The following is a 23679-nucleotide window of genomic DNA, read 5'->3' on the forward strand; positions in this document are numbered from 1 at the left end:
CTTATGCCAATACCTTAAGCACATCCTCAATCTTCCGCTGATGCGACAGCACACCATAATTCATCCAGGCCATGAAATCAACCTCGTACACACAGCGGTTACGCACAGCGGGCAGGCTTCTCCATAGCTGTGTATCGAGCAGCTCCCGGCTTTCACCTTCCTGCTTGTCAAACGTTATAAACAGATGATCTGCGGTCAGCTCAGACAATTCTTCACGGCTCAGGTTTACACGCTTTTGTCCCCTGGTAAGCCTGCTGACGAATCCATGCCGCTGGAGCCCCAGATCCTCATGCAGAACGCTTGCTGAATATCCCAGCTCATCACAGCCATACAGAGCAACTCCATAAGCGGAAATCCGCAGTAATGCTACCGTCTGTCCCCGGATGCTGCGGCTGAGCATCCGCTTGGCCTGCCGGGCCTGCTGCTCATAATGGCCGATGACCTCCTGCACCCGTTCCGTTCTGCCGAAAACAGCGGCTGCGGAGCGGAGTGTTGCCCGCCAGTCCTCCTGATGGAACGGAAGCCGGAGCAGCGGGGCCACCTGGCGGCATTCCCCCAGCTGCCAGCGCTGAAAGCCGTCATCCAGCATAATCAGCTCGGGCATATACCGGGAGAGTCCTTGCCAGTCTCCGCTCGAAATATCGAAGGAAGGAACCTGATCAAGACCCAGATACTCCTGCTTCCCCCACTGGGCATGACAATATTGCACCACCGGAGTAATCCCCAATGCCAGCAGATAATCCTCCAGAAAAGGGGCAAATACGCGGACTCCCTCCTGATGAAGGCTCCTGTATTGGCCGGGAGTTACACCAACTGTTCCTTTGAAGCGGCGGTTGAAATAATACTCATTGCTGTAGCCGACAGCCAGTGCAACATCATGCAGGCGGTCCCTGGTCAGCAGCAGTTGCTGCTGTGCCCGTTCAATACGCAGTCCATTCAAGTGCTCCAAGGGAATCTGACCGGTAATCTCTCTAAAAAGCTGGGTATAACGCGCACGGCCAATCCCTGCAAACTCAGCCAGCTGGTCGACAGATAAGGATTCATTGAAATGGTCCTCCATATAGCGGATCGAACGCTCCACCGCCTCATGATCATCCCTGGTCTTCATCGCCGGAGAATTCGCCCGCATAATCAGCAGCAGCAGTTCCTGAAAACGGGTCTGAGCCGCAAACCATTCAATATCCTCCCCACTCCTGCGGCTATGATAAATGGAATCCAGCAGCAGTACACACTGCGAATAAGGTCTGCAGTTAATAAATCCCGGCCGGAGCATGCCATCTCCAGACTCCCTTTCCACTCCGTTAGGTTTGCTGTCTCCGGTATGAATAACCTCAAAGCCAATCCGGTAAAAGCTCAGTCCCCGCTCTCCGGCCCGGATTCTTTTTAGAGATCCGGCCTCTATCAGAAATCCGGCACCTTTCTCCAAGGGATATTGCCTATCATCCGCTTTGAGCCAGCCCTGCCCTTCCGAAACTATAATTAATGTATGTTCCTTGTACACATCTATCGGCTCATTTTCAGACGGGGACTGGGCAACGGTTTCTATGTTAATCAGGCCATAGAATAGCCTTCTTCCGGTATTTTCCTGAACTAGGTCCGCCATTCCACCCCTCCTTATTGAGAATCATTATCACCAATTCAGTGTAAAACAAAAAAGAAGATCTATCAACTGTGCTGATAGACCTTCTTTTCACTTGCTTCATCAAAATCAGGTTATTTCACCATTACCTTAAGCAGATCCTCAAGCTTCATCGTATTTGCCGTGATTGCACCGGACTGCCAGTGGGAACGTTCCATTCTGTAGATGTTCCCGTTCTTCACCGCAGGCAGGTTCTTCCATAGAGGGCCATCGAGAATCTGAATCGCCTCCTGATTAGCCGCAGTATCCCAGTCTCCGTTGTCAGGGAATACAATGATGTGATCCGCTTCAAGCGCTGGTATCACTTCTTCGGAAATAATGGACTGATATTCCGTCATCTCAGCAGCCATCGGGACAGGAGTCAGACCGAATTGATCATAGAGCACACCGGTAAAGCGGTTTTTGACTCCAAAAAGAGCAAAGGTTTTGTCCGCGACATTAAGCCGGATTACAGCTACCTTTTCCTGTCCCAGAGCCTGCTGCAGCTTGGCTTTACCATCGGCTACCTTCTGGTCATACTCCGCAAGCACAGCCTCGCCCTTCTCCGGAATACCCAGCGCGTCGGCAATCGCTGTGAGCATTAGCCTTGAATCCTGGAGCACGCTCTCCGGCAGACGGTAGGTTGGTGCCACCATGGAATATTGTTCATACTTAGCAGCATCTGCACCGCCATCGGTAATGATCAGATCGGGATTTTTGTCGAGCAACGCTTCCATACTGCCGCTGATATCGAATTCAGGCACATCCAGATTCAGATAATCCTGCTTGCCCCAGCTTGGATGATACCACTGCACCACTGGAGTAACGCCTAGTGCCTTCAGATAATCTTCTACATAGATCCCCGCCACCCGCTTAGGATTTACGGGAATTTCTACATCTCCGAATTCTCCGGTAATCGTACGGGTTGCGCCTTCTTCTGAGACATTATTGCTGCTCTCTGTAGGAGTAGCACTAGCTTCTGCTGCCTCTTCCGCTGCATTCGCTGCTTGGACAGCGTTGCCGTCCGCAGCCTTGTTAGCAGTCCCGCAAGCCGCCAAAGCGGACATTGCCAGCATAAGTACGATTGTCCAGATAAACTTCCGGCCCCGGTTTGTCATTTCTCTCTTCACTCCTATGTCTGTTTTCATTGATTATCATTCTCATGTAATCTTAATGACAATCGTAGCATGTCCTGATCAGCTTTCAATGCACTTTCTCTGCCAAAATCTTATACAAACTAAGCGTATTGAATTTAGCTGTAAGCGGGAACGACATTGCCGCCCTTTTGTATGGACGGTATCGTTTCAGTGAGAAATAGAAGGATAAGTGATCCTGTGGAACATATAAATTCTTGTAGTTATAAAAAAATTGACCCCGCCATCTAGTGGCGGAGTCCATAGTTCATAAACATATATTGCACATACAAGCTGAGGATATCCTTAATATACCATCTGATTGTAAATGGAATGTGTGAGGTAATCCATGAAAATAATAAATATATCCGTGTTCACTATAATCCGCTATCCCCTGTCGCCAACGTATCTGTCACGTCCGGCCCCCATCCCTGCCGCGAACAAGAGCACGCTTGCCGCCGCCAGCAGTGCCAGCGGTGTGTTCCAGCTGTTCGTAGCATCATGCAGCAGACCGAACAGTGCGGGCCCCATCGCGGCCAGCAGATAACCGGCAGACTGGGCCATGCCCGACAGCTCACTGGCTTCCTGCGTAGTCCGGGTGCGCAGGCTGAAGAACATCATCGCCAGTCCAAAGGCAAATCCCCCGCCGATTCCAATGCATACCGCCCATACCGCCATCAGCTCCGTGCTGCCCAGCCAGATTCCAAGGATGCCAATGATAAACAGGATAGAAGTAATAACTACCAGCAGACGCTGGTTCTTCATCCGCCCGGCCCAGAGCGGTACAAAGAATGTAAACGGCAGCTGTGCCAGCTGCATTAGTGAGAGAATCCATCCCGCATGGCTGGAGGACATTCCCCGCTCCCCGAGAATAACCGCAAACCAGGCGATCAGGACATAGTAGAGCAACGACTGCAGCCCCATGAACAATGTAACCTGCCAGGCGAGCGGGGAGCGCCATACTCGCATAGCCGAAGACCGCACGTCGCCTGTGCCGCTTGGGCTAAGGCTCTTCATCTGCGGAATCCAGAGCAGGGTAGCCAGCGCAGAGATGATAAACCACAAAGCCAGGGTTCCCCTCCATCCAAGCCCCGCATGTGAGGCCAAAGGAACACTGATTCCTGAAGCAGCAGCTGCACATATATTCATCGAGACCGTGTAGATTCCGGTCATCAGGCCGATGCGGTGCGGGAATTTCCCCTTGATCAATCCAGGCAGCAGCACATTGCAGACGGCTATGGACAGGCCAATCATTGCCGTACCCGCAAACAAGGTGACAGTTCCGGAAGCTGAACGGACGAGTATTCCCATAGACAGCGTAAGCATAGCCAGCATCAGGATATTGGCAAGTCCAACTTTACGGGCAAGCCGTGGAGCGAACGGAGATAATAGCGCAAAGGCCAGTAACGGCAAGGTCGTGATCGCTCCAGCCAGGGTATTAGACAATCCCAGGTCATCTCGGATCGTCTCCAGCAGAGGTCCGACTGAAGTGAACGGGGCACGCAGCGCAGCTGCGACACAAATTATGCCGGTGATGAGCATCCACCGGCTGGCGGTATTTGAATCATGCACGGGCAAACCTGGCCCCGCTATGTTGCTTTTTTGACGGCTGAATTTCATGTTGTTCCTCCAAGGCCGCAGCAAAACACCCGTCAAGCCGGGGGCTTGTCAGGGAATAAAGCTGCTCTATGTAGTAGACTTTCAGATCCATGGCACTTGTCGCCATTATATCTCTTTACGCTGGAGGCTGCACAAATTTAAGTTAGTTCCGAGGGTTGACAATACGTCTAAACATCGTCCGCAGCAGGAATAACCGCCGGTCTCACGACCGGCGGCAGTACACTTAGGTGAAGCTAAATTATATCCAGAATGATTTAGTAATGATTACGAGCAGGATGAACAGAACCAGAATCGCGCCAGTGGAAGTGAAAACTCCGCCGTATCCCCCAACATTTTCGCTCATGTTAACTCCTCCTTTATACTTGAATACAGTTAAAATATGTGGAAAAAGCCTTTCGCGACTGGGTGAACCGGCAATAAATCAGATGAATTACATGTAATTTTAAACATCTTACCGTTGACAAATGATGTAACCCTCTTTAGTATCCTAAGAATAAGGTTCACTTGAGAATCAATCTCAATAACCAGATACATAACACACTACAGAAAAGAGTGAACAAGAGATGCTGCGTCGTTTTTTCTCCTATTACCGTCCTTATAAGAAGCTGTTTATCCTCGACTTCACCTGTGCGGTAGGTGCCGGTCTGCTGGAGCTTGCTTTTCCCGTAGCGGTCAATACATTCATTGATGATCTGCTGCCGGGTCAGGACTGGCCGCTCATTCTGATTGCCTGTGTCGTCTTGCTAGGAATTTACGCGCTGAATACGGCAATGAACTATGTTGTCACTTATTGGGGGCATATGCTGGGCATTAACATTGAGACCAATATGCGCAAAAAAATGTTCGATCATATCCAGAAGCTGTCCTTCCGCTTCTTCGATAATAACAAAACAGGTCATCTGCTCGGCAGAATTACCAATGACCTGAACGATATCGGCGAAGTGGCCCATCACGGGCCGGAGGATGTGTTCATCGCTGTCATGACACTGATCGGTGCATTTATTCTGATGGCGGATATCAATCTGCAGCTGGCTGTGATCACCTTCATCATCGTACCGGTTATGGCCTGGGTTATTATCCATTTCGGCCGCAATATGACGGAAACTTACCATCGTCTGTTCGGCAATGTAGGTAACTTTAATGCCCGGATTGAGGACAATGTGGGCGGAATTCGCGTGGTTCAGTCTTTTGCCAATGAAGAATATGAGAAAGAACTGTTCGCTGCAGACAACCAGAAGTTCCGCGAGACCAAGCTGATGGCTTATAAGCTGATGGCCAAAAGCTCGTCGGTCAGCTATATGATGACCCGTCTGATTACCATTGTCGTGATGGTCTGCGGTGCCTGGTTCTTCATCCAGGGAGAGCTTGAGATCGGGGAATTTGTTGCTTTCATCCTGCTGGCTAACGTCTTCTTCCGCCCGATCGAGAAAATCAACTCCGTCATCGAGAGCTATCCGAAGGGGATTGCCGGGTTCAAGCGTTATCTTGAAGTGATTGATACCGAGCCCGATATCGCGGACAAGCCGGATGCTGTAGAAGTAGGCTCACTCCGCGGGGATATCAGCTTCAGCAATGTTAGCTTCGGCTATGAAGCGGACCGTACAGTGCTGACAAATGTCAGCCTGAAGGTTAATGCAGGTGAGACCATCGCCTTCGTCGGACCTTCCGGTGCCGGCAAAACAACAATCTGCAGCCTGCTTCCCCGCTTCTATGATGTGACCGGCGGAGCCATCTCCATCGACGGGATCGATATCCGCGACATGAAGCTCAGCTCGCTGCGGAAGCAGATCGGGATCGTGCAGCAGGATGTATTCCTCTTCTCCGGCACGATCCGTGAGAATATCGCTTACGGTAAGCTGGATGCAGAGCTGCCGGAGATCTGGCAGGCCGCACGTCAGGCTCACCTGGAAGAGCTGATCAACAGCCTGCCGAACGGAATGGATACCGTTATCGGGGAACGCGGCGTCAAGCTGTCCGGCGGACAGAAGCAGCGCCTGGCGATCGCCCGCATGTTCCTCAAGAATCCGCCGATTCTGATTCTGGATGAAGCCACCTCGGCCCTCGATACCGAGACCGAAGCGGCGATTCAGCAGTCGCTGGCTGACCTGTCCGTGGGGCGCACAACGCTTGTCATCGCCCACCGCCTGACAACGATCAAGAATGCCGACCGGATTATCGTGGTCAGCGAGGACGGCATCTCCGAGGAAGGCCGCCATGAGGATCTGGTGGGCGCCGGAGGCACTTACAGCCGCCTGTATCAGGCGCAGTATAATGCTTAGGAGTACACATTAATAACCTTGCGAGATGCGCCTGCGGGCTGCACTTCGCAAGGTTTTTTTGCGTTCACGGGCCTCATTCCCGCAACCTCCCGTGAACAGTTTCGTCCATTAGTATAAGAAGCGCAACTGAAGAAAGGCGGGAGTCTTAGGATGAAACTAAAAATACTCATCGTGCTAACGGCTGTTATAGTTCTGTGCGGCTGCTCGGGCAATACTCGGATTAAGGGAGGCTCTGCCATTGATTGGGTGGATTTCCTAAAGTTAAATGGACATTCCTACACCGGATCTTGGGAAAATGTGATTAAGAACCCGGCTCAAGTCACCACGGAGACCATTGGTGAAGTGGACTTTAAAGTCGCAGATGTCGTTACTAATCCTCATTACCAGACGAAGGATGGCGATGCAGCCTTTTTGGAAAAAGGAACAAAACTATACCGCATTGAAGGCTTTAAGACAGACGAAGTTATTGCCGCTAAAGATGAAACACGCATCGGCGGATACCGCTTATATGTGGAGGATGATTACTCGAATAACCTCCAGCAGCGATATAACGACGTCATTAAACACAATATAGAGCGGGTTGAACTATATCATCAGGATGATGTGAAGCCTTACAAAACTCTAACCGAGGATGAAACCAAACGCTTCATTCACCTGCTGGAAAGCGGAAAAAACACCCAAAATCACAGCCCTCAGAATAAGAACGGTGATCCGGAATATTATCAGGTAGTCTTATATACCGGGCGACCGTTTGCCTTCTCCTTTTCTCTTGTTGATGATGGTGTGAATGTGTTCTTTTCGCCTTGGGATACCAGAATTGTCGGCGACGAAATCCGAAGTTTATTACAACCTTAGAAACGGCCTATAAAGTACAATCAACCAAACTGCAAGGTTACCTATGCCCCAGTTTGTTCGTTTAAAAGTGGCATCTGCCTCATCAGCGTTAAGTGTTCTAATCATCAGTCCTGCCCAGAAAACGGATCGCCAACTCTCTATAAAAGTCTATTGAATCCAGGTAGGCGTCTATATTCACCCATTCATCTGGCTGATGGGCGAGGCGGTGGTCGCCCGGTCCGTAGATCAGAACCGGGAGCCTGCCGTTATTATGCAGCACGGAGCCGTCCGTGTAATAGGGTACGCCTTGAATTGGAGTTACGTCTCTTGCCGCATAACCTTCTGCTTCTTCACCAGGGTCTCCCGCTTGGCCCTGCCTCCTCTGCTGCGCAGCAATTTCCAAAGCCGTAGTAATCAAACGCTGGCCGGGATCAGTATAGACCACACTCCGGTCCAGCAGCTGCTCCACCTGATAACGGTAGTCCGGATGAAGCCGCTGAATCTCCTGCAGCTTGTCCTCGATCTCCCGCAGCAGCGGACCATGCTCCAACGGCGGAACGGTGCGGATATCCACATCGATGGTGCAGGAATCCGGGACCACATTGGTCTGTACACCACCGGTAATCTTGTTTACAGACAAGCTGCTTGAACCAAGAACCGGATCAGTGGCCTGCCACTCCAGCGCATGGCGGTGCAGCAGCGGGATGATCTCCATCATGCCCTCCACCGCATTCAGGCCGAGCTGAGGCATGGAGCCGTGGGCGCTGCGCCCGAAGAGGGAAATGCGCAGCCAGAGAGCGCCTTTGTGGCCGACCGCCACCCGGCTGCCGGTTGGCTCGCCGATGACGAGGCCGTCCAGCTCCGGCAGGTCGTGCCTGTGCTGCTCGGCATACAGCCGTGCGCCGCAGCTGTCCACCTCTTCCCCGGCTGTCGCCAGGAAGAGCAGATCACCGGCCAGCCGGATGCCGTCCTGCTGCAGGGAAGCTGCGGCGAGCAGCATGGCGGCTAGGCCGCTTTTCATATCGGAGGTGCCCCGGCCGTACATCCGGCCCCCCTCAATCACAGCGCCATGCGGGGGATAGCTGCCTGCTGCTGCGCTCCAGGGACTGACCGTGTCGAGATGGCCGCAGAACATCAGCTTCCGGCTGCCGGAGCCGGCAATCACCGCCTCCAGGTTGCTCCGCCCCTGCTCCACAATCGTAATGCTGCTGGATATGCCCAGCTCCCGCAACACCTCCTGCAGCAGCACAGACAGCTTGTGCTCATTGCCGGGTGGATTACAGGTATCCACCTCAATCAGGCGCTGCAGAAATGGCACGGCATACTCGCGGCTTCTCACACTTTTCATAGTCCACCATCCTCCTTGGTTAGGTAGTTTCAGTTCAGTTTAGTTCAATTCAGTCCAGTTCATCCTAGTTCACCCTAGTTTCGGCCAAGTTTACAGCGCGCCTATCCAGGATCGTGCATATAACTTACGTTGAAATCTACGTGATTCTGAACCTTTTCGCAGCCGCAAAAGTCACTTTGTCCCGGAGCATACGTATCCCTCAGGACAAAACCTTGACGCCGTTAAACGTATCAGCTCCTTCCCATCTAACATTTTCCGGACTATCGGCTTCCCCCGCTAGCGGTGACACATTGTATTCGGTTTTTCGCATACATTTGGCCCGTTTACTCCATTCGTGGTGTATTCGGTTTTCCGCATACATCCGGCCCGTTTACTCCATTCGTGGCACATTGTGTTCGGTTTTTCACATACATTGTTCGCAGGCTCTCATACATCGCAAAAAAGCCGCCACCCCGCATAGTAACGGGTGTGACAGCTCTTGGAAACGGCTTATTTATTGGCGATATGGCACTTCAGCAGCTTGCCCTTCACGGTTGTCTCCTTCATCGCCTGCAGCACAAGCGATCCCTTGCCGTTCAGAATATCGACGTAGGTCACGTTGTCCTGGATCGTGATGATCCCGATGTCCGCCGCTGTGATGCCCTCAAGCTTGGCGATGGTGCCAACGAAATCGACCGCGCGGAGCTTCTTTTTCTTGCCGCCGTTGAAGTAGAGCTTCATGATGTCCTGGTTCATGACCTCGGTTTTGCCGGCTTTGCGGACCTGCTGCTTGCCCAGCTTCAGATCGAAGGCCGGTTTGGCGTAGGCCACGGCATCATCCGAAGGAGCTTTCATCTCCGGCAGGGTGAAGCCGATGTAACCTTCGATTTCCTTGACCCATTTGTGCTCGTTCGGCGTAACAAAGGTGATTGCTTTACCGCTTTTGCCTGCGCGGGCGGTCCGGCCGGTGCGGTGGACGTAGCTCTCTTTTTCCAGCGGGATATCGTAGTTAATGACATGGGTGATGTTCTCGATATCAATCCCTCTGGCTGCAACGTCGGTGGCGATCAGATAACGGAACTGGCCCCGCTTAAAAGCATTCATGACCTCAAAACGCTCGTCCTGCTCCATGCCGCCGTGGATTTTGTCCACCGGATATTCCAGATCCGCCATTCCGCGGAAGAGGGCATTCACCTGCTCCTGGGTGCGGCAAAAAATAATACAGCTATCCGGACTCTCCACCGTCAGCAGGTCGCTCAGCAGTCCAAACTTGGCAGCTTGTCTCACTTCAATCAGCGCATGCTCGATCGACGCCGTCGTAATTCCGCTGGCTTCGATCTCGATATCCACCGGCTCCGTCATGTACTTACGGCACAGATTCTTAATTACTTCCGGCAACGTCGCCGAGAACAGCATCGTTACACGTTCCTTAGGCAGCTGCTTGATAATCTTCTCAATCTGCTCAATGAAGCCCATGCTGAGCATTTCGTCCGCTTCATCAATCACCAGATATTTAATCCGGCTGAGATTCAGCGTTCCACGGTCAATATGATCGAACACACGGCCCGGCGTGCCAACGACCACATGCGTCTTCTGGGTAAGCTCAATCTTCTGCGGGGCAAACGGCTGCTTGCCGAACAGTGCTACCGCCTTGATCCGCTTGAAGCGCCCGATGTTCGTAATGTCTTCTCTCACCTGCTGGGCCAGTTCCCGGGTTGGTGTCAGCACCAGTGCCTGGGGTTTGTTCTCATTCCAATCCACCAGCTCACAGAGCGGAATGGCGAAGGCTGCGGTTTTGCCGCTGCCCGTCTGCGACTTTACGATCAGATCCTGCGCCTTCAGCGCTACCGGAATAACCTTCCGCTGCACCTCAGTAGGGTCTACGTATTTCAGAACCTCCAGCGCGCGGATAATCTCTTCATTTAGACCATAATCACTAAACTGTACTTGTACTTCACTCATATTGTATCCAACCTCTTCTATGCCGATTGTTCCGGTTCAAGCGGGGTCTCCCGCGTTCCATCCATCTTGCGCATTATTTCATTATAACACCTACTCCGCCCCTTGATTCCATTCCTTATGAAATTGCTCCAAAAAAATCAGCATAAACTGATGCCGCTCCTCCGCCAGCTGTTTGCCGTAAGAGGTGTTCATGAGGTCCTTCAGCTTCAGCAGCTTCTCATAAAAATGATTGACCGCCGTTCCCTTGGAATAGTTGCGGTATTCCTCTTTTAGCGATTCGTCCCTTGGCGGAATTTCCGGATCATAGACCGGACGGCCTTTGGCTCCTGAAAAGACCATTGTACGCGTAATCCCGATCGCCCCCAGCGCATCCAGACGGTCCGCATCCTGCACCACTTGTCCTTCAAGCGTGGACATGGGTGCGCCACCGCCGCCGCTGAACGACATCGTCCCGATGATCTCCATAATATGCTTACATGCCGCTTCATCTGGCAGATGTCCGGTTAACCAGTTATGCACTTTGAGCAGACCCGCTTCTTTGGAGGGATTCAGCTTCTCGTCGGCTACATCATGCAGCAGCGCGGCGATTGTGCAGATCACTACGTTGGCCCCTTCCATCCCTGCGATCAGCGCCGCTGTATTGCGCACGCGGTTCGTGTGAAACCAGTCATGGCCGGTGGTATCCTGGCCCAGTTGCTCTTTGGCGAAGTTCTCTGCTTCCGTGATAAGCTCTGTATGATTCATTATGATTGCTCCTTTGTGAAAATAGGGATATAAGTGTTGCACAGCTGTCCCTGATCCGCTATAATGTGCAGTAATTAAAAGCTGAAGGGATTGGATTCATATGAACTGCCTGTCCATCATACCGAATCAACTTCATCATCACAAGCAGCGTTAGCACACACCTGAATTCATTCAGGGAGGGCTAACGCATTTCGCGTTTGACCTCCCTGCGGCATATCGAAGCGCGCGGGACCACGGGGTCCGGCGCGTTTTTTATTTTACCGTAACTATAGAACAAGGGAGCTTCTAATGATGCAAAATATTAAAGGGACTTATGATTATTTCGGCCGCGAACAAGCCATACGCCAGAATGTCCGGATGACGCTCCAGGAGCTGTTCGAGCTGTACGGCTTCGAGTCGATGGATACCACGCTGCTGAACGAGCTGGAGCTGCTCACCTCCAAATACGCCGGGGGCGATGAGATTCTCCGCGAAATGTATCAGCTGGCTGATCAGGGCGGACGCAGGCTGGGGCTGCGGTACGATCTGACGATCCCTTTTGCCAAGGTGATTGCCATGAATCCGGGGATAGAATTCCCATATCGGCGTTATGAGATCGGTAAGGTGTTCCGGGATGGGCCGGTCAAAAAAGGGCGGCTGCGCGAATTCCTGCAATGTGACGCCGATGTGGTCGGCATTGCCGGCCCGCAGGCCGAAGCGGAGCTGATGCAGCTGGCAGCGGAGGTCTTCCGCAGACTGGAGATTCCAGTGGTGCTGAAGTGGAACAACCGCCGGTTCCTGGGCGAGATTCTGGGTGCGGTCGGCGTTCCGCCGGAGGAGCAGCTGTCCGTGATGCTGACGCTCGACAAGCTGGCCAAAATCGGCAGCGGCGGGGTGCTGGCAGAGCTGACGGACAAGCAGCTGACTGCTGACACGGTTCAGTGGATTGCCGAGCTGCTTACGCTTAACAATCCGGGGTTCGGGCAGCTGGTGGAAAGATATACGCTGGACGGGCAGCCCGGTGCGCTTGAAGTGCTCGCGCTGCAGCAGTTGATTGATGCGATTGGCCTAAGCACAGTGTGCGTCTTCGATCCTTTTCTCTCGCGCGGCCTCTCGTTCTATACCGGGACCGTCTATGAAATCTTCGACGCATCCGGCAGCTATACCTCAAGCCTGGGCGGCGGGGGCAGATATGATGCAATTATCGGGAAGCTTGTCGGACGCGACGATATAGAGTACCCTACGGTGGGTATCTCGTTTGGGATGGAGTCGATCATGGCATTGCTGGGCGAACGCCCGGCAGATACGGTGGACCGTTCAGGGGTCCTCATCATACCGATCGGCGGATATCTGCCGGAGGCTCTGGTTGCCGCCGCTGCGCTACGGGCTGCCGGCATCCGCACCAATGTAGACACCGGATCGCGCAAGCTCAAAAAAACGTTGGCCACAGCGAGTTCTAAAGGTATACGGTATGTGATTATGGTTGGTGAGAGCGAGGCGGCTGAGGGCAAGCTGCGGCTCAAGGATATGACGCTGGGGAGCGAGAGATTGGTTACGGTGGGGGAGGCGGTTGCGCGGATTGCCAGTTAGTTTCCCAGCATAACACCAATAGAGATTGTACACTAAGCATACGAGATGCTCTTGTACAATCTCTATATCTGTACGTTTACTTTTTTTGAACAGCTACCGGAATTCTAGTTCAACGCCCGTACAACCATTGAGACTGGTTCATAAAACACTGCTGCCGTAATAAAGCTATTGCTGCCAAAAATGTTTTTATAATAAATATCAAATGTATGAACACGATATATTTTGCATAGACCATATCGTTTGGTTTGATTTGTATTATTCTTGTCTGATATCGTTTTTGTTAATGTATAGGTTTGAGTGTATCCGTTTGAAACCCCGATCTGTAAGACCTCAGATGCTTTTAATGTAGCAGTTGCGGTGGCAGTTGCTGCAAATGAGTTACCTGCCGAAAAAGAAAATGATTGACCAGGTGTCGCATCCAGTGTGTCAACTGGATTACTGATATCTGTGTATTCATAAGAAATATCATTAGAAATATAATAACCTGCACTTGGGCTCCTGTCATCTTCGGGGACCTCTGATTCAGCATTGGCATGTCTTACAATATCGGAATACACATATACAGCTTCGTCATATGTGATTAACTGTTTATCAGCCGACAGTGTTCCATTATTTAGTATATTCTGAAAAAAGTTAACTGTAGCCGTGCTCTGAATGCTGGTTTGGGCACTTTTCGCTTCCGTTGCTGAAGCACTAACTATATTGGCACTGCTGAGTAGAAGACAAAAACTGGCGACAAGGGTGATACTTTTCACAAACTTTTTCACTATAATCCTCCTCGTTTTCTTAATATAATATTGTCGAAATTGCACCGGTCTGCGGGTTTAAGTAAAACTCCACATACATAGGATAATCCTTGCTGGTGCCGTCCTTAGTATTAACCAAAGTCCCACTCAGCCTAATTCCATAAGTCCGATTACCATCTAAAAAAGAGGCTGAGTAAATAGGGTTGTTATAACTATATCCAGATTTAGCATTTACCAATACCTTATCAATAGTGCTCCAGGTAAAGCGGTTTGTATAGGCATCAAAGTAATAATTTGCTTTCAACGTCACTTTGACATAGGCATCATCAGAATTCGTAACATCACTTAAAGATTGCGGAGTACGTTCATCGGGAAGCTCAATCGAAATTTCACTGTTCACAGCGTCAAACTGTGCTTCCACTGTAATGCCGTACGAATTATTATCCACAACATTTACTGGTGCTACTTCAGATGCAAACGCGCTGGTTGTCAAAGACAAGGATACAAACAAAGAAAGAACTGCGATCAACTTTTTCATAATTAACTCCTTCTTATTATAGAATTATTCACGAGCCTTACATTTAGTACGTCAAAATAAGAAAAAGGCGGCTCCCGCATGTTGCATCATCTCCTTTCCGGGTTGTATATGAACACTAAATTCCTTCAATAAAGAAAGTAATTCAGTGAATAACCTTCCAATTAATTTGATTCTCTTAAATAATTTGGTTCTGCATACAGAATATTGTTGGAATTATTTAGAGCAGTAATGGCTTTATCTGCTTCTTCCATGTTTGAAAGTTGAAGTACATAAGCATCAACAGAACTTAGGTAATCAATGAAATGAACTCCCGTGAGTAATTCTTCCTTTTCAAGCGTGTTTATGTACTCTTCCGCGTTAACTCCTGCAGCAAATTTGACAATAATTTGGTTTGTTTTCAGAGCTTCATCTGCCTTTTGCAGGTATGAGTCGATAGATGATTTAAGATTTTCCCCAAAAATATCACGCTTTTTATTCTCAAATCTGCGAGACTCCGTTCTGGGTTCTGCAGACATCATAGCCTTGAAAGCATTGACCATACCGCCACTGTGTACCTTATTTGAAAGTGAATCTACTAAAGTTACATTGTTCACATCTGTCACAATTTCCTTAACTTCAAGTGCTGTCAAGTAAGGTGCATTCCCCCAAACTAAACCGGATACCGCAGATACAACAGGAGCTGCCATTGAAGTTCCGCTATTATAAAGATATAACGAATTAGGAAAAGTGCTGATAATAGATTCACCCGGTGCAGCTATGTCGGTTGGTCCGCCATAATTAGAGAAAGCGGCTAAGTTCCCTTCCATATTTTGTGCAGCAACAACCAGTGAATTGTCATGATAATATGAGGCTGGATACTCCGGATAATCTGCCAGGTTACTCCCTGAATTCCCTGCTGCGATAACAAATAAAATATCATTAGCCTGGTACATTGCCTCCTGCTCAGTTACAGCCGGATTTGCTCCGCCAAAGCTGCAATTGATGATTCGGATGTCATTTGCTTTTGCATATTCTACCGCTTTGACAAAAGCAGCAATGGATCCGTTATACACACTGGTATCTGTCAGTCTGCTCCCAAGCACTTTAAGCGGTACTACTGAACCTTGCGAAGTAATACCTGCTATTCCCTGATTGTTGTTACTCTGAGCAGATATAATACCTGATACATGAGTACCATGACCCGCTCTGGCCGAAGAAGCAGAGGATTTCTCATTTTCTGGAAAGACATCCTTCATATCATGGGTAAAGTTATAAGCAAGGGACATATCCAACCGGTTAATTAAGTCCGGATGCTGATAATCAACCCCTGTGTCTGCCACACCAATAGTAATATTTGAACCTTTATAATTTTTCCATACTGGAATGATGTTAATATCTATTCCGTTCAGCGGGTTAAATAATGACCACTGCTCATTAAAGAACTCATCGTTAGGAGCAGGTAATTCTTCAATAGCTATTTCCAACTGATTGATAAATGCGCCTGGATGTATTGATGATACTTTTATAAAATAGTTTTTTTCTGCTAAACATGTATTAGCTAGCTTCAAAATATCTGAGCCTTCAACGGTTTCATTTTGCATAATGATTTTAGAACTGTGTGCGTCAAACAATGTTCCAGACAATCCACCTTCCCCTCGCACTGATATTTCATAACTGCCAGTCTGTTTGGGAATAAAAGAAAACCAGAGGTCCTCGCCAGAGTTCAAGGGGCCTCCTGTGTACAACATAGAAGATTCCAGTGTAATCGGATTCGAGATATCCACCTTTTGATACAAAGATTGACTCCCTGCAGAGTAAGAACTTACAGGTTGCGATACAAAAAGTAAGCATAGAGTCCATAAAGCAACAAAAGTTAAATACAATGCTTTCCTCATTTATTTCACCTCTGCCTATTTTCAATATCTTTCATTGCTTTTAGTTAATAATCGGCGTAATAGTACTGTACTGTACTCTCAGAAGTACCGTTTAGATAGGCTGTTGCATGAACTTCAATTCTATAGTTGTTGCCTTTAGCCACAGCCCATGTTTGAAACAAATTAAGATCGTTGCTATTGATGGAATTACTAAATGTCTTTAGTGTGGTCCATCCCCCATCTTTGTACTGCTGCAAGTTACAGACTATAGAGGTCTTGTCAGCTTGAAACGCAGTTAAATCTACATCCATCTCGGCGATACCACTACTGCTGATAAACAGCCTCAATGATACGTTGGTAATGATCTTAAATCTTTGAATCTGGTAATCCTGATCCAAATTACTCACAGTCGCATTGACTTCACCTGCATACATGTGCTGAGGAACCAGAAATAACATAAGCAGTGCAAAGAGTGCCATAAATCTATTTTTCATACAAATTCTACCTCTCCTCTCTTTTCTTCTCATATATAAAACTACAAACAAACACTATATCTTACACATTTTCCTAAAAAACATAAAAAACAGAAGAAGCTGTTGCTTCTTCTGTTTTTTATTATAGAAATAAATGTTTAGTTATGAATTTTAAGGCTTTCAGCCATTTTTCTTAATTCTTTTATATCTATTGAACCAACTAACTCAAACGAATAATTATGATTTTGCCATGACATAAAAATCTCGCCATTTTTTTCAACTGCGTAACCTTTCGTATGGCCAATAGTTATACTTGTAAAATTCGAGGTTTCATTATCTGCCACTGTTTTATCCCTTACATAGTTTTTCTGCTTAAAAACCAGCTTTTTATCTGTTTTATCTTGAAATATTATTTTAAAGGTACTTGAATTATTGGAACTACTTTCAAACCTGTAATTCAAGGGAATATAGTCCGGAAGATAGATATGATCCCACCCGTCTGGCAGTTTTTCAATTATTAGATCAGAATCCTCCTTAATAGCTTTCACTTCAACAAAATTAGGTTTCTCTGAGTAAAAAATATTATAAAAATCTATTTTAAATGCTTCTACATTATTTATAGACAATATGGTAATCAAGGAAAAAATCACTACCGCAACAGCAATAACTTTCAGATGCTTTGCCCATCTTTTTCTCACATGCCGAATCTTTTCTAATTGAATGTAAACATCTATTTTCCGTTCAAAACCATCAGAGAATTTGACATCACAACTTTTTTCAGTTTTTATTTTTAGCGCATCTGCTTCGTCGTATAAATATTCTGTTGCCGCATGTTCTATTATAAGATCAAAAAGTTCCTTTTTTAACTTTACGTTATCCATTTTTTAAACCCCGTTTCCCTAAAATATCAGCAAGGGCTTTTTTCGCACGATAAATTCTTACATCAACATTATTTATAGAGATACACAGAATCTCAGCGATCTCTTTACTGGAGTAACCATAAACGTACCGGAGCAGAAACGGTGCTTCTAATTCAACTTTTAATTTACTTATTGCTTCGACTATTTCCTTATATTGATGGTTAGATATAACTGCATCTTCCAAATTGAAATGTTCTTCTATATCCTCATCAATCTCTTGAAAAAATAACGTTTTATTTCTCTTTTCATTAGATAACATTGTAAGGGATATATTCTTAACAATGATCACCATGAAACCAATAGTTTCCTTCTCATTATTCTCATTTATTTTATCCAGATTCTTAAATATTCTAATAAAAGCTTCACTTGTAGCATCTTCGGCTAAGTTTTGCCTTTTTAGGATATCAAAAGCACACTTATATAATAGATATCTATATTTCGTATATAAATTTTCAAACTTCAATTTTTCTTTACTCTTAAAAGAGGGTAATACTTGAAACATAATATTAGCTCCTTATTAAGATTATCAAAAATAGATTATTATTAATAATTCTACATAATTTTAACAGCACTTAATATGATCTATGTACTAATATTTGGTATATCGTAATCAATCAAGACTTAGTTGCTATACAAAATTTCTAATAAACAAAAAGATGCCTCCCGTATGAGATTCCATATCCGAAAGCATCTTTCTCGTGTCTGTCATAATTTTCACCAGTACGCATTACGACTAAAGCCTATTTCCCCTCATTAATAGCCCGGATCAGCTCCAGCGGCAACTTCGGTACGCGGTCATACGTCAGCAGGCCGTTGATCTCCTGCTCCACATCCGTAAGCTGGGTGTAGCAGTAGCCCTGCACCACCCCGGAGAGCAGCAGCGGCTGTATCACCGCCCGCAGACGCGCGGCGAAGTCTTCGTCGTTCTCTGCGCCGGAGTAGCCCCAGCCGTCCCAGTCGCTTTTTTTGTAGGCGACGCCGCCGAATTCTGTGATGAGAATCGGCTGGTCCGCATACGGGAAGCCTTCTACTGCCAGCTTGCGGTTGCCCGGCAGGCCGCTGACGGCCTGCTCCACGGAGGAATAGCGCTGCTCAAGCACCTCGCGCCGCCACTCGTAATCGTGGATGTTGAACAGGTCTGTGGTGACCAGCTCCCAGCCGTCATTGGAGACAACCGGCCGCGTCCCGTCCAGCGACTTGGTTAGGTGGTACATCGCTTGGGCATGCTGCTGCTGCTGTTTGTCGGCAGCGATGTTCGGCACGCCCCAGCTCTCGTTGAGCGGAACCCAAACCACAATCGAAGGATGGTTGTAATCCCGTTCGATGCTCTCCTGCCATTCCTGGGTGAAGCGGCGGACATACTCTTCCGAGTATTCATAGGCATTAGCCGCTTCGCCCCAGACAAGTAAGCCCAGCTGGTCACACCAGTACAGGTAACGCGGGTCCTCCAGCTTCTGGTGCTTGCGCGCACCGTTGAAGCCCAGCTCCTTGGTCAGCTCGACATCGCGGCGGATCGCCTCATCACTGGGCGGTGTCAGGTTGCCGTCCGGGAAATACCCCTGATCCAGCACCAGCTTCATGAAATAAGGGCGGTTGTTGAGGCAGAGTCTGCCGCTTTCGACCGAGATTTTGCGCATACCGAAATAACTGGTTACCTTATCCAGCACCTTCCCGCCATCCAGCAGGGTAAAAGTGACATCATAGAGATTCGGCTGCTCCGGCGACCACCAGTGCCCGTGCCCATGGTCATTGAAATCACTGAGGGTAATGCTCCGGGACTCTTCCGGGCTGCGTACAGAGTATACGTCACTTGAAATCGGCTGGCCTTCAAACGTGATCTCCACCTGAAGTTTCAGGGAATCACTGTTCAGCTCTCCATTACTGGTCAGCGCACCTTTAATGAAGGAGCGGATTTCGATACTTTTGTGGTCAATATCCGGCGTCAGCTTAACTTTGCCGAGATAGACGGAGGATACCGCCTCCATCCACACGGTCTGCCAGATGCCCGTTGTGCGGGTATAGAAAATGCTGGCTGAATCGCTCTTCCAATATTGCTTGCCCCGGGGCAGAGTTACGTCCTTGCTGTAATCCACAGCTTTGACCACCAGAATATTAGGCTGGCCTGCTGGCGCCAGTGCGGCGCTAATCCCGGCATGGAACGGCGTATGCCCGCCCTCATGCTTCGCCACCAGGATCCCGTTGAGCCAGACGGAGGCTTCGTAATCCACAGCGCCGAAATGCAGCAGAATCTCTTGGTCTACAAAACTCTCCGGAATCTCCAGCTCCCGCCGGTACCAGACGATGTCATGAAATCCGGGATCACCGATTCCGCTCAGGCTACTCTGAAAAGCAAACGGAACCTGTATCCGCTGAGCCAGCGGTTTATTTCCCAGATGCCACTGCTCCCGGCTGCCTACATTGTCATCGTCAAAAGTAAACTCCCACTCCCCGTTCAAATTCACCCAATTATCGCGTACAAATTGCGGACGCGGATATTCCGCACGTTGCTGATTCGTCATTATTTCATCCGCCAGTTTCCCGTGTGATTAGATTTCATGCGATCCGGTCTTGCTGTAGTCCTTATCAGTCCTTACTGTCACTCCCGGCCATCCATAGAAGCCGCCTGCGCCTTGCGTATACTATCCCTGTATTCTTTAGGCGAAAAACCGCTGCAGTTTTTGAACACGCGGTTGAAGTGGCGCACATTGCCAAAGCCCGTCTCCTCAGCGATCCTGCTGATTTTCTCATCTGTGAAGGCCAGCTTCTTGCGCGCTTCTTCCATCCGGATATGGGTCAGGAATTCGATAAAGGTGACGCCTGTTCTTTGTTTGAATAGATTGCTGAAATACGCCGGGTTCAAATACACCTCATCCGCCACTTCCTTAAGGCTTAGCGGATGATCATAATGCTGCGAAATGTAGCGCTGGGCGGCAGCAACTGGATCGAGATCCTTCACCTCTCTGGACTTCGCAATGCAGCCGGTCAGGGTGAGCAGCAGCCCCCGGCATTTCTCGGCCAGCTCCTGCCGCGAAGAGAGGCTGCATACATCGAACAGCACCTTGCGGATATCCTTCGATCCCAGCCACGATTCCGTAACCTCAAGCTCTTCGGACAGCTCGTAATAGTACAGCAGCAGCTTACAGATTTGCTGATGAATACTCTCCGGTGAATCCGCCATACTGCACAGCTCTTCAATCATATGTTCAACAATCGGGCCGATGCTGGCCACTCTGCCTCCGGTAATCGACTTCTCCAGCATCTCCCATGACCATTTCAAAGGTCCGCTTCCGGAATGGGGGCGCTCTGTCATTTTGGCATAATCGAGCAGCTTATCACCGCCTTCGATCAGCCGGTACAAGAGGGCGATTCCGGCTTCACTATAAGCTTTCGGAATGCCCGGCAGTCCTTCCGCCGGATTACTGACCCCGATGGTTACCGTCAGGTTGGACAAAGAGCGGATCTGCCTGCGGATCAGGTCGCCCAGAGCTCCCGGTGCCGATAAGGAATGCTCCGGCTCAGCTATATTCAGCAAAGCCACCACCTCGGTATCCGACAGCACGAAGCTTATGCCTGTCGCATGGCGGTCAATCATTTCCTGGACAACCTGCTGGATATACAGGAGGAACAGGGAGGCATCGCCCCGCTGATAACGCTCCTTCTCCACCGAATGCTTATCCAGCTTAATCACCATGCAGAGAAAGTAAGGATGGCCGAAGGCGAAGCCCATCTCCCGCAGCAGCTGCAGGTCGCTATCTTCTGTTTTGCCTTTCAGCAGACTCTCGATCAGATGACCGGCCACATGCCGCTTCAGTACAGGCTGGACCTGCCATGGTTCATCCTTGCGCACCGGAAGCGCCTTGCGCTCGGCCAGTTCCCGCCCCAGTCTCTCCAGCACACGGCTCAGCTCCTGGCGTTCGACCGGCTTCATCAGATAATCCTTCGCCCCCTGGCGCATCGACTGCTGCACATAGGCGAACTCGTCATAGCCGCTGACCACGACGGTCATCAGATCCTTGAACCTTCCCCCGGCCATCTGCTGCAGCTGAATCCCGTCCATCCGCGGCATGCGGATATCCGTGAGCAGCACTTCCGGCGACAGCTCGGCCAGCTTGTCAAGCGCATCATAGCCGTCAATGGCTTCACCAACCACCTCCCAGTTACCCTCCAGGCTGGTGATCATTTTGCGCAGACCTTTGCGGAAGACAGACTCATCGTCAACAATCAGTATTTTAGGCAACTCCGTCATCCTCCCTTGCTCTGCCCTGATGGGTAATAACCGGCAGCCTCAGCACTGCCTTGAAGCCCTGATACGGCATACTCTCCAGTGAAAGACCATATTCATCGCCATAATGCAGCACAATCCGGCGGTGAACATTCAGCAGACCGTTGCCTGAGCGTCCGCCCAGCTCCTTCGTATTCAGCAGATGCAGCCGAAGCGCCTCAAGCGCCTCCGCATTCATGCCGATGCCATCATCCTCGATAGTGATTCTAAGCACCTGACTGCTGCTGTCCGCGGTCAGCGAAATACGGCCCCGGCCCACCCCTTTGTCCAGTGCATGATTGATTGCATTCTCCACCAGCGGCTGGATCATCAGCGGAATGACCTCACAGTCCAGCAGCGAAGGTTCAATGGTCATCGTGAAGTGAATGCGTTCTTCATAGCGCATCTGCTGGATTGCCATATATCCGCCGACATGGTCCAGCTCATCCTGAAGCGTCACATGCTCCGTGCGCCCGCTGAGGCTGTAGCGCAGCAGCTTGCTGAGATTGTTGGACATCGTAATAATCTCCGGACTGCCCTCAAGCTCGGCGTACATGCTGATGGAACCCAGTGTATTGTACAGAAAATGCGGATTGATCTTGCTCTGCAGCGCGGCAATCTGCGCATCCTTCTCCCGGATCTCCGTCTCATAGAGCAGATATCCCAGTTCGCTAAGCTTGGCGAGCATGCCGTTGAACGAATGGCCCAGCATTCCTACCTCGTCCGTACCGCTCACCGGGAAAGCCCTGCTGAGGTCTCCGCGCTCGACACTGCGCATCAGCCGGCTCAGCTTGCGCAGCGGTTGGGTGATCCGGTAGGCGATAAACACATACAGCAGCAGGGCCAGACCTACACAGATGATGCCAATAAGAATAATGTAGGTGCGTAGAACCTCGGTATCTTTCATCAGACTGGAGACCGGTACAACACCCACCGTGGTCCAGCCTGTCACTTCAGAAGTTACGTGGGCCATCAGCAGCCCTTCGCCCTCCGACTTCACATGACTTACCCCTTCACCCGAATGTTCAGGAGACAGGGAAGGTGCTGCCTGCGGCAGTCCATGATCCTTGCCGATGACCAGGTTGCCGGAATCATCCGTAATGTACAGCAGTTCCTTGGCATCCAGCTTTACTTTGGACAGAATCTCACTAATGAACTTAGGGTCCACATCAATGACGATGTACCCTAGGGTCACCCCGTCATCGAAGCTGCGCAGCTCCCGCACAATGGAGAAGGCCTGATACACATTTCCGCCGCTTGAGCTTAAGTCATGTGTGGCAACATACACTGGCTGCCCGTAGTGACCCTTGAACTTGTTCAGCCAGCTGACATTCTCGTCGAGCTTATAGGTCGTCACATACTGGCTCTCCGGCATGACCACATACGAAGCTCCGCCCGTACCATACAGAGAGACACCTAGTATATCTACCCGGCCGTTCAAAAACACCTGAGTGACGAAGCTGTTCAGTCCGCTAATCTCATCCAATGTCAGCGGTTCACCGGAGATACGTTTGGTAGCCAGATACTCGGTTACTTTCGGATACTGATAGGGCATCACGGTCAGCCGGTTCAGCTCATTCATATAGGTGTCGATATTCAGGGTAAGCTGCTTCAGCGTCTGAAGCTGATAATCGCCAACCTTGCGCTCCGTCGTTTCGGTGAAGCGTGCGAAGGCGAAATAGCCCATCAGCCCCAGCGGCAGCACAATGAATACCACATTGATAAGAATAAGCTTGCGCGCGAGCGCCAGATTCCTGAACCAGCCGCGAAATGATTTCAACCGCATTCTCCCCTTTAATCCT

General features: G+C 49.5%; 19 protein-coding genes. 3 read left to right on the forward strand and 16 right to left on the reverse strand.

Features of this window, described 5'->3' with window-relative positions; all coding sequences use genetic code 11:
• Position 1: 1 nt before the first annotated feature.
• The 4 genes from MKX70_RS27875 to MKX70_RS27890 all read right to left on the reverse strand — a co-directional run bounded on the left by MKX70_RS27875 (position 2) and on the right by MKX70_RS27890 (position 4714).
• Positions 2–1603 (reverse strand): helix-turn-helix domain-containing protein, encoded by a 1602-nt coding sequence (locus MKX70_RS27875; RefSeq protein ID WP_340841305.1) that lies wholly within the window; start codon positions 1601–1603, stop codon positions 2–4.
• A 110-nt stretch (positions 1604–1713) separates the two neighbouring features.
• Positions 1714–2736 (reverse strand): ABC transporter substrate-binding protein, encoded by a 1023-nt coding sequence (locus MKX70_RS27880; protein ID WP_340788394.1) that lies wholly within the window; start codon positions 2734–2736, stop codon positions 1714–1716.
• A 402-nt stretch (positions 2737–3138) separates the two neighbouring features.
• Positions 3139–4371, reverse strand: a complete 1233-nt coding sequence (locus tag MKX70_RS27885) for a CynX/NimT family MFS transporter (RefSeq protein WP_042234922.1) — start codon at positions 4369–4371, stop codon at positions 3139–3141.
• A 238-nt stretch (positions 4372–4609) separates the two neighbouring features.
• On the reverse strand, positions 4610–4714 hold the full coding sequence (locus tag MKX70_RS27890; RefSeq protein ID WP_216626667.1) for a YjcZ family sporulation protein: 105 nt from the start codon (positions 4712–4714) through the stop codon (positions 4610–4612).
• 220 nt (positions 4715–4934) lie between these two features.
• Here MKX70_RS27890 and MKX70_RS27895 point away from each other — a divergent pair, with 220 nt between their 5' ends.
• Together MKX70_RS27895 and MKX70_RS27900 are read left to right on the forward strand one after the other, a co-directional pair.
• Positions 4935–6650 (forward strand): ABC transporter ATP-binding protein, encoded by a 1716-nt coding sequence (locus MKX70_RS27895; protein WP_340841307.1) that lies wholly within the window; start codon positions 4935–4937, stop codon positions 6648–6650.
• A gap of 150 nt (positions 6651–6800) precedes the next feature.
• Entirely contained in the window at positions 6801–7505 is a 705-nt protein-coding gene (locus MKX70_RS27900; protein ID WP_042234917.1) for a hypothetical protein, read from the forward strand.
• 97 nt (positions 7506–7602) lie between these two features.
• On the opposite strand, the gene MKX70_RS27905 is transcribed toward MKX70_RS27900, so the two are convergent.
• The 3 genes from MKX70_RS27905 to MKX70_RS27915 all read right to left on the reverse strand — a co-directional run bounded on the left by MKX70_RS27905 (position 7603) and on the right by MKX70_RS27915 (position 11517).
• Positions 7603–8832 (reverse strand): M20 family metallopeptidase, encoded by a 1230-nt coding sequence (locus tag MKX70_RS27905; protein WP_042234916.1) that lies wholly within the window; start codon positions 8830–8832, stop codon positions 7603–7605.
• 489 nt (positions 8833–9321) lie between these two features.
• Positions 9322–10773 (reverse strand): DEAD/DEAH box helicase, encoded by a 1452-nt coding sequence (locus tag MKX70_RS27910; RefSeq protein WP_042234915.1) that lies wholly within the window; start codon positions 10771–10773, stop codon positions 9322–9324.
• 90 nt (positions 10774–10863) lie between these two features.
• Positions 10864–11517 carry an HD domain-containing protein gene (locus MKX70_RS27915; RefSeq protein WP_042234913.1) on the reverse strand — a complete coding sequence of 218 codons (654 nt, stop codon included), beginning with the start codon at positions 11515–11517 and terminating at the stop codon, positions 10864–10866.
• Positions 11518–11808: 291 nt separating this feature from the next.
• On the opposite strand from MKX70_RS27915, the gene MKX70_RS27920 reads away from it, so the two are divergent.
• Positions 11809–13086, forward strand: coding sequence for a histidine--tRNA ligase (locus MKX70_RS27920; RefSeq protein ID WP_445323721.1), 1278 nt, complete (start codon positions 11809–11811; stop codon positions 13084–13086).
• Between the two features lie 104 nt (positions 13087–13190).
• Here the strand turns inward: MKX70_RS27920 and MKX70_RS27925 are convergent, their stop codons facing one another.
• From MKX70_RS27925 to MKX70_RS27965, 9 genes are all read right to left on the reverse strand, one after another.
• Positions 13191–13853, reverse strand: coding sequence for a hypothetical protein (locus tag MKX70_RS27925; RefSeq protein WP_042234909.1), 663 nt, complete (start codon positions 13851–13853; stop codon positions 13191–13193).
• 19 nt (positions 13854–13872) lie between these two features.
• Positions 13873–14370 carry a hypothetical protein gene (locus tag MKX70_RS27930; RefSeq protein WP_042234907.1) on the reverse strand — a complete coding sequence of 166 codons (498 nt, stop codon included), beginning with the start codon at positions 14368–14370 and terminating at the stop codon, positions 13873–13875.
• Positions 14371–14531: 161 nt separating this feature from the next.
• Entirely contained in the window at positions 14532–16244 is a 1713-nt protein-coding gene (locus tag MKX70_RS27935; protein ID WP_081956463.1) for a S8 family serine peptidase, read from the reverse strand.
• 44 nt (positions 16245–16288) lie between these two features.
• Entirely contained in the window at positions 16289–16717 is a 429-nt protein-coding gene (locus MKX70_RS27940; RefSeq protein ID WP_042234903.1) for a hypothetical protein, read from the reverse strand.
• 137 nt (positions 16718–16854) lie between these two features.
• Positions 16855–17577, reverse strand: a complete 723-nt coding sequence (locus MKX70_RS27945; protein WP_042234901.1) for a DUF4367 domain-containing protein — start codon at positions 17575–17577, stop codon at positions 16855–16857.
• Positions 17570–18118 (reverse strand): RNA polymerase sigma factor, encoded by a 549-nt coding sequence (locus MKX70_RS27950; protein ID WP_042234899.1) that lies wholly within the window; start codon positions 18116–18118, stop codon positions 17570–17572. The genes MKX70_RS27945 and MKX70_RS27950 overlap by 8 nt, the downstream gene beginning before the upstream one ends.
• A 238-nt stretch (positions 18119–18356) precedes the next feature.
• The gene (locus MKX70_RS27955) at positions 18357–20135 is read right to left on the reverse strand and encodes a glycoside hydrolase family 2 protein (protein WP_197073072.1); all 1779 of its coding nucleotides are present in this window, start codon (positions 20133–20135) and stop codon (positions 18357–18359) included.
• Positions 20136–20212: 77 nt separating this feature from the next.
• Positions 20213–21853: a response regulator gene (locus tag MKX70_RS27960; RefSeq protein WP_340788420.1), complete on the reverse strand. Its 1641-nt coding sequence runs from the start codon at positions 21851–21853 to the stop codon at positions 20213–20215.
• A complete protein-coding gene (locus tag MKX70_RS27965; RefSeq protein ID WP_231637828.1) occupies positions 21846–23657 on the reverse strand; it encodes a cache domain-containing sensor histidine kinase in 1812 nt (603 codons plus the stop codon). The genes MKX70_RS27960 and MKX70_RS27965 overlap by 8 nt, the downstream gene beginning before the upstream one ends.
• Positions 23658–23679: the final 22 nt, after the last annotated feature.

The sequence above is a fragment of the Paenibacillus sp. FSL R7-0312 genome (assembly GCF_038004445.1).
In the GTDB taxonomy this organism is placed as follows: Bacteria; Bacillota; Bacilli; order Paenibacillales; family Paenibacillaceae; genus Paenibacillus_AQ.

Bases quoted from the DNA above. Each gene is read 5' to 3' on its own strand.
- MKX70_RS27885 (WP_042234922.1), bottom strand. From the start codon at position 4,371: ATGAAATTCAGCCGTCAAAAAAGCAACATAGCGGGGCCAGGTTTGCCC.
- MKX70_RS27935 (WP_081956463.1), bottom strand. From the start codon at position 16,244: ATGAGGAAAGCATTGTATTTAACTTTTGTTGCTTTATGGACTCTATGC.
- MKX70_RS27905 (WP_042234916.1), bottom strand. From the start codon at position 8,832: ATGAAAAGTGTGAGAAGCCGCGAGTATGCCGTGCCATTTCTGCAGCGC.
- MKX70_RS27910 (WP_042234915.1), bottom strand. From the start codon at position 10,773: ATGAGTGAAGTACAAGTACAGTTTAGTGATTATGGTCTAAATGAAGAG.
- MKX70_RS27955 (WP_197073072.1), bottom strand. From the start codon at position 20,135: ATGACGAATCAGCAACGTGCGGAATATCCGCGTCCGCAATTTGTACGC.
- MKX70_RS27875 (WP_340841305.1), bottom strand. From the start codon at position 1,603: ATGGCGGACCTAGTTCAGGAAAATACCGGAAGAAGGCTATTCTATGGC.
- MKX70_RS27940 (WP_042234903.1), bottom strand. From the start codon at position 16,717: ATGAAAAATAGATTTATGGCACTCTTTGCACTGCTTATGTTATTTCTG.
- MKX70_RS27945 (WP_042234901.1), bottom strand. From the start codon at position 17,577: ATGGATAACGTAAAGTTAAAAAAGGAACTTTTTGATCTTATAATAGAA.
- MKX70_RS27930 (WP_042234907.1), bottom strand. From the start codon at position 14,370: ATGAAAAAGTTGATCGCAGTTCTTTCTTTGTTTGTATCCTTGTCTTTG.
- MKX70_RS27950 (WP_042234899.1), bottom strand. From the start codon at position 18,118: ATGTTTCAAGTATTACCCTCTTTTAAGAGTAAAGAAAAATTGAAGTTT.
- MKX70_RS27900 (WP_042234917.1), top strand. From the start codon at position 6,801: ATGAAACTAAAAATACTCATCGTGCTAACGGCTGTTATAGTTCTGTGC.
- MKX70_RS27920 (WP_445323721.1), top strand. From the start codon at position 11,809: ATGCAAAATATTAAAGGGACTTATGATTATTTCGGCCGCGAACAAGCC.
- MKX70_RS27895 (WP_340841307.1), top strand. From the start codon at position 4,935: ATGCTGCGTCGTTTTTTCTCCTATTACCGTCCTTATAAGAAGCTGTTT.
- MKX70_RS27890 (WP_216626667.1), bottom strand. From the start codon at position 4,714: ATGAGCGAAAATGTTGGGGGATACGGCGGAGTTTTCACTTCCACTGGC.
- MKX70_RS27915 (WP_042234913.1), bottom strand. From the start codon at position 11,517: ATGAATCATACAGAGCTTATCACGGAAGCAGAGAACTTCGCCAAAGAG.
- MKX70_RS27880 (WP_340788394.1), bottom strand. From the start codon at position 2,736: ATGACAAACCGGGGCCGGAAGTTTATCTGGACAATCGTACTTATGCTG.